The sequence below is a fragment of the Acidovorax sp. GW821-FHT10E04 genome, assembly GCF_059415185.1.
This window is the reverse complement of record NZ_JBWKMT010000005.1, coordinates 318,453-330,857: the sequence shown is the minus strand read 5'-3', so window position 1 is coordinate 330,857 and position 12,405 is coordinate 318,453. Positions and strand designations below refer to the sequence as shown.

9 protein-coding genes are annotated in these 12,405 nt (G+C 66.9%); 3 read left to right on the top strand and 6 right to left on the bottom strand.

Features of this window, described 5'->3' with window-relative positions; genetic code table 11:
- Positions 1 to 30 precede the first annotated feature (30 nt).
- The 5 genes from AC07OC_RS17755 to AC07OC_RS17735 all read right to left on the bottom strand — a co-directional run bounded on the left by AC07OC_RS17755 (position 31) and on the right by AC07OC_RS17735 (position 7,064).
- On the bottom strand, positions 31 to 1,326 hold the full coding sequence (locus tag AC07OC_RS17755; protein ID WP_494601862.1) for a sialate O-acetylesterase: 1,296 nt from the start codon (positions 1,324 to 1,326) through the stop codon (positions 31 to 33).
- Between the two features lie 30 nt (positions 1,327 to 1,356).
- The gene (tldD, locus tag AC07OC_RS17750; protein ID WP_218296074.1) at positions 1,357 to 2,841 is read right to left on the bottom strand and encodes a metalloprotease TldD; all 1,485 of its coding nucleotides are present in this window, start codon (positions 2,839 to 2,841) and stop codon (positions 1,357 to 1,359) included.
- Between the two features lie 83 nt (positions 2,842 to 2,924).
- Positions 2,925 to 3,263: a YegP family protein gene (locus AC07OC_RS17745; protein ID WP_218296075.1), complete on the bottom strand. Its 339-nt coding sequence runs from the start codon at positions 3,261 to 3,263 to the stop codon at positions 2,925 to 2,927.
- 144 nt (positions 3,264 to 3,407) lie between these two features.
- A complete protein-coding gene (gene rodA / locus AC07OC_RS17740; RefSeq protein ID WP_218296076.1) occupies positions 3,408 to 4,580 on the bottom strand; it encodes a rod shape-determining protein RodA in 1,173 nt (390 codons plus the stop codon).
- Positions 4,581 to 4,625: 45 nt separating this feature from the next.
- On the bottom strand, positions 4,626 to 7,064 hold the full coding sequence (locus AC07OC_RS17735; RefSeq protein WP_494601859.1) for a protein kinase domain-containing protein: 2,439 nt from the start codon (positions 7,062 to 7,064) through the stop codon (positions 4,626 to 4,628).
- Positions 7,065 to 7,176: 112 nt separating this feature from the next.
- Between AC07OC_RS17735 and AC07OC_RS17730 the strand changes: the two genes are divergently transcribed.
- Positions 7,177 to 7,761 (top strand): YqiA/YcfP family alpha/beta fold hydrolase, encoded by a 585-nt coding sequence (locus AC07OC_RS17730; RefSeq protein ID WP_218296078.1) that lies wholly within the window; start codon positions 7,177 to 7,179, stop codon positions 7,759 to 7,761.
- Positions 7,762 to 7,788: 27 nt separating this feature from the next.
- Here AC07OC_RS17730 and AC07OC_RS17725 read toward each other — a convergent pair whose 3' ends face one another.
- Positions 7,789 to 9,366: a Wzy polymerase domain-containing protein gene (locus AC07OC_RS17725; protein WP_494601857.1), complete on the bottom strand. Its 1,578-nt coding sequence runs from the start codon at positions 9,364 to 9,366 to the stop codon at positions 7,789 to 7,791.
- 161 nt (positions 9,367 to 9,527) lie between these two features.
- On the opposite strand from AC07OC_RS17725, the gene AC07OC_RS17720 reads away from it, so the two are divergent.
- Together AC07OC_RS17720 and AC07OC_RS17715 are read left to right on the top strand one after the other, a co-directional pair.
- The gene (locus tag AC07OC_RS17720) at positions 9,528 to 10,289 is read left to right on the top strand and encodes a metallophosphoesterase (RefSeq protein ID WP_492244571.1); all 762 of its coding nucleotides are present in this window, start codon (positions 9,528 to 9,530) and stop codon (positions 10,287 to 10,289) included.
- Between the two features lie 36 nt (positions 10,290 to 10,325).
- Positions 10,326 to 12,401 carry a ribonuclease catalytic domain-containing protein gene (locus AC07OC_RS17715; RefSeq protein ID WP_494601855.1) on the top strand — a complete coding sequence of 692 codons (2,076 nt, stop codon included), beginning with the start codon at positions 10,326 to 10,328 and terminating at the stop codon, positions 12,399 to 12,401.
- Positions 12,402 to 12,405: the final 4 nt, after the last annotated feature.

Below are 12,405 nucleotides of genomic sequence, written 5' to 3'. Positions count from 1 at the left end.
AAATAGTGTGCGCATTTTACACATGGCCTTTCAATACACTGGGGCGCATGCGTAGCCTCGGCATGCCCCGCCATATCCGTATGTCCAGGGGAAGTACTTCTGAAGCTGCCGGTCGATCAAATCACCAGGCTTGCAGCAAGGCACTCTCTCGAGCGCTTCCGTGATGGGAGTCGAGTTCTGCCGTTTGGATTTCACTTTTTTCCACACCACACTCTGAAGGTTTCCTATCGCAGCCCTGCCCACAAGCGCCTGATACGCTCTTGCACCCAGGTGAAATTGACCATATTCATTGAAGTGGACCCCTCCGGCCACAAGATGCTCCGCGAAATCGTCCGTGTCCACAATGCCCACTTGCGGCAAGCTCCGCGCCACATCCATCTGAGCGGATCTCACGTATTTTCTATATGTCCAGGCAGGATTGTCTTGGATTCTACCAATAATCACAGGAAATTCCATTTCATCGGAACATCCCATATCACTCACATCCCGCCTTATTCTTGTAATAAAGTTTTTTAGATTATTTTTATAATTTTTCGCCCATACCTCATTTAAAGCATCAGTTTCGCCTTGCATGAAAAAGAGCCCTCCCACCCTGAGCCGCACATTTGCCCGTTTGGAATTATAAGCATCTGCAATCACTGCCAGCAATTCATGATACAAGCGACCTCCGGGCATCCAGCTATCAGCAGATGCAGTGTAGTTCAACGATGTATTTGAAATCGCCAATTTGGCGATATAATGATCGCGTGGCGGCTTTTTGTTTAAGAAATGAGCAAGATATAATTCCGGGCCAAAAAAGTCCGTGGATTTTGTACCAAATGGGAATAATTGAGAATTGCCAGCCAGATTTTTATACCCAAAGCCTGGGCCTGCGACTCTCCATCTGGCAAAGTAACTCCAATTGATCGCCCGGGATCGCGCAGCGTCGTCATTCCCTGCCACCCCAGGAGGCGCACCATAAATTCCATAAATACTTACATTGGAATAAGTAGTATTCTCTTGGGCATACCTTTCCCCCCTGGAATCAATGTCCTTGACAGATGCCAATCCAACAGCATTCGACTGTCCAGCAACGACATATAGCTGCCTGGGTGGCGCGGACGGATTGGCAGTCTGCGTCATGCATGTTTGAGCATGCGCAGACATAGCGGGAAGGAGCAGCCCAAAAAGGCAAGCCAGGCGCCTCAGGAAATCAGCAGCCTTGCTACTATTCGCCCCCCCGGGTTTCATGCCTTCTTTTAAAAATGCAACGCGGCCGGATGCCGATATTGACCGATCAGGCAAGGCTACTCCAACCGCAAGCAAACCACTAAATTGCGCATGCATGAGCCGTGGCTACCAGGAATACTGCGGATGTCAGGCCGTGCCGCCCACCGTCAGCCCCTCGATGCGCAAGGTAGGCTGGCCGACGCCCACGGGTACGCTCTGGCCTTCCTTGCCGCAGGTGCCCACGCCGCTGTCCAGGCGCATGTCGTTGCCGATCATGGTCACCTTCTTGAGCGACTCGGGGCCGCTGCCGATGATGGTGGCGCCCTTCACGGGGTAGAGGATCTTGCCGTTCTCGACCCAGTAGGCCTCGCTGGCGGAGAACACGAACTTGCCCGAAGTGATGTCCACCTGGCCGCCGCCGAAGTTGCTCGCGAACAGGCCTTTCTTGATACTGGCCACGATCTCCTGGGGATCCTTGTCGCCGCCCAGCATGTAGGTGTTGGTCATGCGCGGCATGGGGATGTGGGCGTAGCTCTCGCGACGGCCGTTGCCGGTGGGCGCCACGCCCATCAGGCGCGCGTTGAGGGAATCCTGGATGTAGCCCTTGAGGATGCCGTCCTCGATGAGCACGTTGCGCTGGCTGGCGTGGCCTTCGTCGTCCACGTTGAGCGAGCCGCGGCGGTCGGCGATGGTGCCGTCGTCCAGCACCGTGACGCCCTTGGCCGCCACGCGCTGGCCGATCCGCCCGCTGAATGCGCTGGAGCCCTTGCGGTTGAAGTCGCCTTCCAGCCCATGGCCGATGGCCTCGTGCAGCAGGATGCCGGGCCAGCCAGGGCCCAGCACCACGGTCATCTCGCCAGCAGGCGCGGGGCGGGACTCCAGGTTCACCAGCGCGGCATGGACCGCTTCGTCCACGTAGCGGCCCATCTGCTCGTCGTCGAAGTAGGCCAGGCCGAAGCGGCCACCGCCGCCAGCGGACCCCATCTCGCGGCGGCCGTTCTGCTCGGCGATCACCGTCACCGACAGGCGCACCAGGGGGCGCACATCGGCCGCCAGCGTACCGTCGGCCCGGGCCACCAGCACCACGTCGTATTCGCTGGCCAGGCCCGCCATCACCTGCGCCACGCGCGGGTCCTTCGCGCGCGCGCGCTGTTCCAGCTTCTCGAGCAGCGCCACCTTGGCGGTGCTGTCCAGGGAGGCGATCGGGTCCACGCCGGGGTACAGGCTGCGGCCAGCAGCTATCTTTTTAGTAGCTACCCGCGCTTTCCCCGCCTGCGCTGCAGACGAAATGGATCGCACCGTGCGGGCCGCATCCATCAAGGAAGCCTGCGAGATGTCGTCCGAGTAGGCAAAAGCCGTCTTTTCCCCGCTGACCGCCCGCACCCCCACCCCCTGGTCGATGCTGAAGGAGCCCGTCTTGACGATGCCCTCTTCCAGGCTCCAGCCCTCGCTGCGCGTGTACTGGAAGTACAGGTCCGCATCGTCCACCTGGTGGGTGCGGATCTCGGCCAATGCCCGTGCGAGATGGCTCTCATCGAGCCCGAAGGGGGTCAGCAGCAGTTCGCGAGCGACGTCGATGCGCTGGCTGGTGGCCGCGCGCTGGGGCGCGGCAGTGGTGGAGCGGGAGGTCATCGGGGCATTTTAGGCGCGCGGCCATGCCCGGCAGGGCACGAGGCGGTATGTCCCTATGCCGCATCACACGGCCGCCCCGATGCTCAGGCTGCCGTCTGATCGTCCAGGCCGGCCTGCGGGGCGTGCGCCTGCACGGATTCGATGCCCGCATCCCGCGCCTTGGCGCCGGAGTACATCTGGCTTTGCCCGATGACCTGGCCATTGCCCGCCTTGAGCGTGAAGTAAGGGGATCCGTCCTTGGCGCTCAGGCGTCCGAACCGGCCGCCCTCGGGCGCGTTCTTGCGCACGGCCTCGATCCCGCCCAGCGCGCTGGCCCGGGATTCGTACAGCTCGCTGGTCAGGATCACCTGGCCGTTGGTGGCCAGCAGGTTGAAGACAAATTTATCGTTCTTCGACTTCTTCAGCTCGAACTTCGCCGCCATGGGGAATCCCTTCGGTTGCTCTGAGGCCAAGGCACAGTTGGCCTGCCGGTTTGTACCCTCTTGCGGCGGCCCACGCAACGCCCGGGCAGAGACCCTGGGCCTTGCCAAGATTCATCCGGGGCCACGCCGCCCCGGCACGGGGCGCTACAGCGCGGGACGCGCGTCCTTGGGTTCCTGCTTCTGGGCGCGGGCGACCGACATCAGGATGCCCAGTGCCAGGCCCAGCGTGACCATGGCGGTGCCGCCATAGCTGATGAAGGGCAGTGGCACGCCCACCACGGGCAGTATTCCGCTGACCATGCCCATGTTCACGAAGGCGTAGGTGAAGAAGATCATGGAGACCGCCCCGGCCATGAGGCGCCCGAACAGGCTCGTGGCCCCCGCGGCGATGGACAGCCCGCGCCAGACCAGCATCAGGAAGCAGACCAGCAGAAAAAGGTTGCCCGCCAGGCCGAATTCCTCGGAAAACGCGGCAAAGATGAAGTCGGTGGTGCGCTCCGGGATGAACTCCAGGTGCGTCTGCGTGCCCGCCATGAAGCCCTTGCCCCACATGCCCCCGGAGCCGATGGCGATCATGCCCTGGATGATGTGGAATCCCTTGCCCAGCGGATCGCGCGTCGGGTCCAGCAGGGTGCAGATGCGCTGCTGCTGGTAGTCATGCAGCACCGACCAGCGCACGCCGTCCGCGCACAGCTGGTCGCCCAGGAGCACCAGCGCCAGCACGCCAATGCCTCCCAGCAGCACCGGCGGAAGCACCAGTTTCCAGGACAGGCCCGCAAAGAAGATCACCGACAGCCCCGCCGCCAGCACCAGCAGCGAGGTGCCCAGGTCGGGCTGCTTCATGATCAGCCCCACGGGCAGGGCCAGCAGCAGCCCCGCGGCGGCAAAGTCGAGCGGGCGCAGGGTCCCTTCCCGCTTCTGGAACCACCACGCGAGCATCAGCGGCATGGCAATTTTCAGGATTTCGCTGGGCTGGATGACGATACCGACGTTGACCCAGCGCTGCGCGCCTTTTTTGGTGATGCCGAACAGCGCCACCGCCACGAGCAGCGCCACGCCCGCCGCATACAGCGGCACGGCGAACACCATGATCTTCTGCGGCGGCACCTGGGCCACCATGAACAGGATCGCCCCCGCGATGAGCATGTTGCGCCCATGGTCCATGAAGCGCGTGCCGTGGTCGTAGCCCGACGAATACATGGCCAGCAGCCCGGCGCATGCCAGCAGCACCACCACCAGGAGCAGCGGCAGGTCGAACCCGCGAAACAGGGGAAGAAAACGCTGGGCGAGCGTGGGTTTCTCAAAAACAACGGCCATCGCGGGATTATCGTGGCCCCGGGGCCCGCCCGCACCAGGCGGCGTTCACCCCGCCTGGCGAAAGGCCATCACCGCCTGGTTGCGCAGGGTGCGCAGCAGCCCGAGGGCCTTGTCGTCCACGACGATGCCCCCGGCCATGGACTGGTCGGCGTAGATGAGCGCGAAGGTCTGGCCCTTGATCTGCAGCGGAAGCAGCAGGAACGAGGGTGCGTTGAGCCCCGTGCGGTACCACTCGGGCAGGCGGGACTGCATCCTGGGCTCGGTCGCGTCGTTGATGAGCGTGTCGGCGCCGCGCAGGCAGACGGCGGCGAACAGGTCTCCCTGGGCCTTGAGCGGCACTTTCATGGCGCGCACGGCGGCCTCGCTGCCTTCGCCCAGGCCGAAGCGGCCGGTCAGCAGGTCGGTGCGCGCCTCGCGCAGGCAAAACACCATGCGCCGGAACCCCAGCGCGCGAAACATGGTCTCCAGGATCATGCGCAGCACGTCGTTGAGCTGAAAGCTCTCGACCATGGCGTTGGTGACATCCTGGATGCCCGCGGCCAGCACCTCGTTGACCTGCGCCACCGACACCGCGCCGCCGGCCTGGGACTCGAGCACCGCGGGCAGCGGCTGGGTTTCGCTGGCCCGCAGCTCGTGCGAGCCCAGGGAGTCGTCCTGCGGCATGGCGGCACCCGTCGGGGGCGGCAGCTTCAGCAGCCGCGCGGCGGGCGTGCCCGGGTCCACGCGCAGGTCCAGCGCCTCGGCCAGCGCCACCAGCTTGTGGCGGGCACGCAGGGTGGCATCGGAGATCGCGTCGGCGGACAACGCCAGCGTGCGCGAATAGCGCGTGCCGATCTGGCCAAGGCGCCCTTCCAGCGCGGCCGGCTCGCTCAGCAGCAGCGTGCTGGCCACCTCGTTGGCCGCCATGGCCACCCACCGCAGGCGCTCCACCCCCTGTTCCGGGGCGCGCTGCATCGGCGAGCCCAGGGGCTTTCGCATGCAGCGCTGCAGGCTCTCGGGCAGCCCCCAGACGCGGGCCACGCCCACGCCCAGGTCCTCGAACCCCAGGCCCAGCACCTGCAGCGCGGCGGCTTCTTCGCCGCCTTCCACGCGGCCCGACGCCAGCAGGCTGCGCACCTGCCGCGCCTCTTCCGGAAAATAGAACTCGCACAGCATGCGCCCCAGGTTCTGGAACATGGCCCCGATGAAAGCCTCCTCGGCCGCCTGGGCCGATGCGCACAGTTCGGCCGCCACCGAGCCGGCCATCATGGCGCGCAGGAACTCCTCGCGCATCTGGCTCGCATGGGCCTTGTCCTGCATGTGGTCCAGCAGCACCAGGCTGAGCGCCATGTTACGCACGGCGTTGAAACCCACCAGGCTCACCGCGCGCGACACGGTGCTGATCGTGCCGCGCCCCGCATGGGCGTAGTGCACGCTGTTGACCAGGCGCAGCAGCTTGTTGGTGAGCGCCACATCCTTCAGGATCTCGTGCGTGAGGTCGCTGATGCTGTCGTCCTCGGAGTTGGCGACGCGCTGGATGCGCGCCACCGAATCGGAGAGCGCCGGGAAATCGCTCTTGTGGCGCATGCGCCGCAGCAGGAAGTCGAGCGTGGCGTTGCTGGCCGCCGTGGGCGCGCTCGCGGGCGCGGCCCAGGCGCGCAGGGCATCGCGAAACTCCGCCGCCGAGGCGTAGCGCCCGCCCGGCTCGCGGGCCATGGCGCGCTGCAGGATGGCCCGCAGCCCGTCGTCCACGCCCGGGCCCAGGTCCTGCGGCAGCTGCAGGGCTTCATTGGCGATGTGGTACAGCGCCTGCCAGGTGTCCTTCTGGTGGACCAGCGGATGGCCGGTGAGCATTTCCACCAGCACCAGCGCCGCGGAATACACATCCATGGCGGGCGCGGGCGCCGCGCCCGCCGCGGCCTCGGGCGCCAGGTAGGCCGGGGTGCCGCTGGCCATCTGGGCATCCGGCGCGGCCTGCATGGGCGCCGCCATGCCGAAGTCCATGACCCGGGCGTGGCGCTGGGCGTCGATCATGATGTTGGACGGCTTGAGGTCGCGGTGCACGATGCCGGCCTGGTGCGCAGCCTGCAGGCCGTCGAGCACGTCCACCATCAGGGCCACGGCATCGTGGGGCGTGCAGCGCCCCTGCTGCGCCAAGTGTTCGGCCAGTGTCCTGCCCGGCACGTACTCGAAGACGATGTAGGGCTGGCGGCCCTGCACGTCCGCCTCGAACACCGGTACGATGAAGGGGTGCGCGAGGCGCCCCACGTGCCGGGCCTCGCGCAGCCAGTGTTCGAGCACCGACGGGTCCTGGTCCTGCACGGGGCGCATGAGCTTGATGGCCACCTCGCGCTGCAGGCGCGGGTCCAGCGCCAGCCACACCGTGGCCTGGGCGCCCCGGCCCAGAAGCCTTTTCAGCTCGAACCTCCCCAATGAAGCGGGCGGCTTCTCGGCGGATCCCAGGGCCCAGCGTTTGGCGGTGGAAAGCGGGGCAAAATCAGTCATGGTGGGGATCAAGGCTGCGGGCTCCACCGTGTGGCGCCCATGCCACGCATCTTATGTCTGGGCCACCGCCCTTTGCAGCAGTGATTCCCCTGCCTTGTCGTTTTCCCCCTCCATGACCACCACCCACCTCCTGTACCTGCACGGCTTTCGCTCCTCTCCCCAGTCCGCCAAGGCCCGGCAGATGGCGGCGTACGTGGCGCTGCACCATCCGGGCGTCACCTTCTGGTGCCCCCAGCTGCCGCCGTCGCCCCGGGCGGCGATGGCGCTGGTGGCGCAGGGCATCGCCCACTGGCCCGGCGCGGCCATGGCGGTGGTCGGCTCGTCGCTCGGCGGTTTCTATGCCAGCTGGGTGGCGCACCACAAGGGCTGCCCCAGCGTGATGCTCAACCCCGCCGTCCACCCGGCGCGCGACCTGGAGCGCCACATCGGCGAGCAGACCTCCTGGCACGACCCGGCACAGCGGTTCTACTTCCAGCCGGAGTACATCGGCGAGCTGCGGGCGCTGGACACTTCGGACCAGCCCCCCGCCGCCCCGGAGATGGCCATCATCGCCAAGGGCGACGAAGTGCTGGACTGGCGGGAAATGGCGGCGCGCTACACGCATGCGCGGCGGATCGTGCAGGAGGGGGGCGAACACGCCCTCGCCAATTTCAGCGACCACCTGCCCCAGGTGGCGCAGTTCCTGCGCTTGGCCTGACCACCAGCGCCACGCGGGCGCCTGTGCTCAGCGGGCGCGGGACGCCCCGGCGCCACCCGCCCCCATCCAGCGGGCATGGTCGTCCGGGTAGGCGATGCGGTAGCGCTTCATGTGGAACGCGGCTTCATCGTCCTTGCCCAGCATCACGGCGCTTTCGATCAGTGCCTCGATGACGCGGGGCTCGGGAGAGTAATGGAGCAGCTCGTGGGCCAGGGCATTCATCTGCTGCGCGTTGTCCCGCGAGAGCGCCATCGTGGTGAGGCGCGCGAAGTCCAGCTGGCTCGCAAACATCACGGAAGAGGACACCCGGCCCGGCAGGTCATCCCGGTACGCCGGGGCCCTTTGCGCGCTGGGCTTGTAGAACTGGCTCACGCGGTGGTAGTCCCAGGCGGCAACGCCGCACACGGCGAGGACCGCCACGGCCCCCACCAGCCCCGCAAGCCCCGCCCCCCGCGCGGGGCCGCCCGCCGCCCGCCGCGGCCAGGCCAGCAGCGCCACCGACAGCAGGGCCACCAGCTGAAAAGGCCCGTACCACAGCGGGTACTCCAGCATGCTGTGCAGCCCGATGATCGCCAGGGCACCCCAGGCCAGCTGGCGCGCGGGATCGGTCTCGCGCCACGGCCGGGCGTGCACGCACCAGGCCACGAACGCCCCGCACAGCGCCAGGGCCGCCGGCAGGCCCAGCTCCACGGCCAGGTGCAGGGGCAGGTTGTGCGCGTTGTCCAGCAGCACGCAAAAGCGCTCGCCGGGGAACAGCGTGATGTAGTGCGCATAGTCCAGCTCCCCCCAGCCCCAGCCCAGCCAGGGCTTTTGCGCGATCAGGGTGAACATGTTGGACCACAGCACCCGGCGGCTGGTGCACGCGTGCGCGCCATCGGTGAAGCGATGGAACAGCGCATCTGCACGGACGCCCTGGAACTGCCAGAGCAGCTCGGGCAGCAGCCATGCGGCCGCGAGAAAAATCGAAAGCCCGACCGCGCCCATGCGCAGCGCGCTGCCCCTGCCGGGCCCCCGCCACAGCACCAGCAGCCCCAGGATGAGCAGCCACTGCACGGCGACTGTCCGCGACGCCGTGGCGGCCTCGCCCACGGCGATCCCCGCCAGCGCTGCCGCGGCAAGCACGTTCGCGAGCGCGGTGGATGACAGCCACCGCCCCGGGCCCGGCGCTTCCCCGCAGCGTTCCCCCGCGTGGGACGGCCGGGCATGCAGCGCCCACCACAGCCAGGCCCATGTGCCCAGGCTGAGCAAGGTCGCCTGCTGGTTGCGCTGGCGCAGATTGCCCACGGCCTGCCCGGGCACGGAGGCGTGGATCCAGGGGCCCAGGCCCACATCGCCCGCCACGTACTGGACAAGTCCGATGGCGCTGGCCACGACCGCGGCCGCGCCCAGCCCGCCGGCCAGCAGCATTCCCCACCAGGCGCGCCCTCCGCGCCGGGGTGTCTCCGCGTGCACCGACCAGGCCCCCAGCAGCAGGAGCACGGCCACGCACACCCACGACACCAGCACGGGCCAGAAATTGGAGATCGGGGAGTCGGTGAAGGCGAAGAGGAACGGCAAGACCACTGCGAGCAACGCCAGCGGTGCGGCAATGGCATCAAAAAGCATGTCGATAGAACCGTGCCATCATGAAGGACCCTGGATCATAGGGGCTGGTTTCGCACCCCGCGCGCCGCCGCCTGCCCGCACCTGCCCTGCCGTCCTCCCGCCCGGCGGGCGCTCCCGGGCCGCCGGTAACATCTCCACCAGGCAACTTCCTCGCACACCCCATGAGAATCGCCCTGCTTTCCGACCTGCACCTGTCCGTGCAGCCCCTGGCCCTTGCCGTGCCCGACGCCGACGTGGTGGTGCTGGCCGGAGACCTGCAGCGGCCCGCGCAGGCCATGGCGTGGGCACGGCAGCTGGGACTGCCCACGGTCTTCGTGGCGGGCAACCACGAGTTCTACGGCTCGGACCTCGTGACCACCATGGCGCAGCTGCGCGCGCATGCCGAGGGCAGCGGCGTGCGGGTGCTCGAACGTGGCGAGTGGCGCCACGGCGGCGTGCGTTTCCTGGGGTGCACGCTGTGGTCGGACTACCGGCTTTTTGACTCGGCGCAGCAACGCGACGAGACCCTGGCCAAGGCCGTGGAGCTGGTGCGCGACTTCACCCGCATCCGCGTGGCGCCCGAATTTCCCCAGCCGTTCACCCCCGCGGTGTCGCAGATGCTCTTCGACCAGTCCGTCGCCTGGCTGGAAGAGCGTTTTGCCGAGCCGTTTGACGGTCCCAGCGTGGTCGTCACGCACTTCGCGCCGGCGCGCGGCAGCATTGCCAGCCAGTTCGCCGGCTCGCCGCTCAATGCCTGCTTCGTCTCCGACCTGGAGGAGCGCATCCTGCGCTGGCAACCCCGCCTGTGGCTGCACGGCCACGTGCACGACAGCTTCGACTACACCATCGGCGCCACGCGCGTCGTCGCCAATCCACGGGGCTACGCGCCCCAGGGCGTGGTGGAAAACAAGGCGTTCGCTCCCGGACTGGTCCTGGAGATCTGACAATCGGCGCCCGGCGCCCATGGGAGAATGCCGGCCATGCATGCATTGTTTGAAGAAGCCGGCAAGTTCATGGCCGGCCGTATCCTGTCCGAAGCCGACACCTCCGCCCAGGTCGAGCTCGACTCGGGCAAACGGGTCAAGGTCAAGGCCGCCAACCTCCTCCTGAAATTCGAGAAACCTGCTCCCGCCGAGCTGGTCGCCCAGGCCCAGGCCGTGGCCGAGACCATCGAGCTGGACCTGGCCTGGGAATTCGCGCCCGAGGACGAATTCGGCTTTGCCGACCTGGCGCGCGACTATTTCTCCGACAACGCCACGCTGGCCCAGCAGGCCGGTGCGCTGTTCCGCCTGTACGACGCGCCCCACTATTTCCGCCGCGCGGGCAAGGGCCGGTTCAAGAAGGCATCGGCCGAGATCCTGCAGCAGGCGCTGGCGGCCATCGAGAAGAAAAAGGCCGTCCTCGCGCAGATCGACGAATGGGCCGCAGCGCTCGGGCGCGGTGAGTGCCCCCAGCCCATCCGCGACCAGCTTTACAAGATTCTGTTCAAGCCGGACAAGAACGCGCCCGAATACAAGGCCGTGGTGGACGCCAGCCGCGCCACGTACACCGCGCCGCTCGATCTGCTGCAAAAGGCCGGCGCCATCGACTCGGCCTACCAGTTCCACTGGAAGCGCTTTCTGTTCGAGAACTTCCCCAAGGGCACGGGCTTTCCGGCCGTCACGGCGCCCGCCATTGCGGACGAGCTGCCGCTGTCGCCCGCGCAGGCGTATTCCATCGACGATTCGCAGACCACCGAAATCGACGATGCGCTGTCGGTGCAGGGCCTGGGTACGGGCACCGTGGTGCTGGGCATCCACATCGCGGCGCCCGGCCTGGCGATCCAGCCGGGCAGCGCCATCGACCAGCTCGGCCGCGCGCGCCTGTCCACGGTGTACATGCCGGGCTACAAGATCACCATGCTGCCCGACGACGTGGTGCAGACCTACACGCTGGACGAGGGCCGCGCCAACCCGGCCGTGTCGCTGTACGTGACCATCGACGAGGCCACGCTGGAGTTCAAGAGCTCCGAGACCAAGCTCGAGCGCGTGCACGTGGTCGCCAACCTGCGCCACGACCAGCTCGATGCGGTGGTGACCGAAGAATGGCTGTCCAACCCGGCGTTCGAGCATCAAAATGACCCCCAGCGCTTGTCCGAACTGCGCCCCCAGCTATCATTTTTGCACCGCCTGGCCAAGGACCTCAAGGCCCGCCGCGAAGTCGTGCGCGGCAAGCCCGAGAACTTCAACCGGCCGGACTACAACTTCCGCCTGGTCGGCAACAACGGCGCCGAGCCCACGGGTGATGAACAAGTGCAGATCAGCGTGCGCCAGCGCGGCGCGCCGCTCGACCTCATCGTGGCCGAGGCCATGATCGTGGCCAACAGCACCTGGGGCAGCTGGATGGCCGAGCTGGGCGTGCCCGGCATCTACCGCAGCCAGGCCAGCATGGCGCCGGGCGTGAAGGTGCGCATGGGCACCAAGGCACTGCCGCATGCGGGCATCGGCGTGAAGGCGTATTCATGGGCCACATCGCCCCTGCGCCGCTACACCGACCTGGTCAACCAGTGGCAGATCATTGCCTGCGCCCGCCACGGCAAGACCGCCGCGCTGGCCGCGCCCTTCAAGCCCAAGGACGCCGACCTGTTCTCCATCATCAGCAGCTTCGACGGCGCCTACAGCGCCTACAACGGCTACCAGGCCGGCATGGAACGCTTCTGGACGCTCAAATATGTAGAGCAGCACGGCATCACCGAACTGAACGCCACCGTCTTCAAGGAAGGCCCGGGCGGCAGCTTTTTGGTGCGGGCGGACGACATTCCGCTGGTCTTCCCGGTGCTGGGCGCGCAGAACCTGCCGCGCGGCGCGCGCCTCCTGGTGAAGCTGGGCGAGGTGGACGAGATCACCCTGGACATCCACGGCACCGTGATCGAGCGCCTGGACGACCCGGCCGATAGCAGCGACGACGGCCCGGTGGAGGACGCCGAGGAAGAAGACGACACCGTGGCGGGGCCCATCGCCATCGCCGTGGATGTGAACGAGGCCGAACCCGCCACCGCTGATAATCCCACCCCGTGAACAT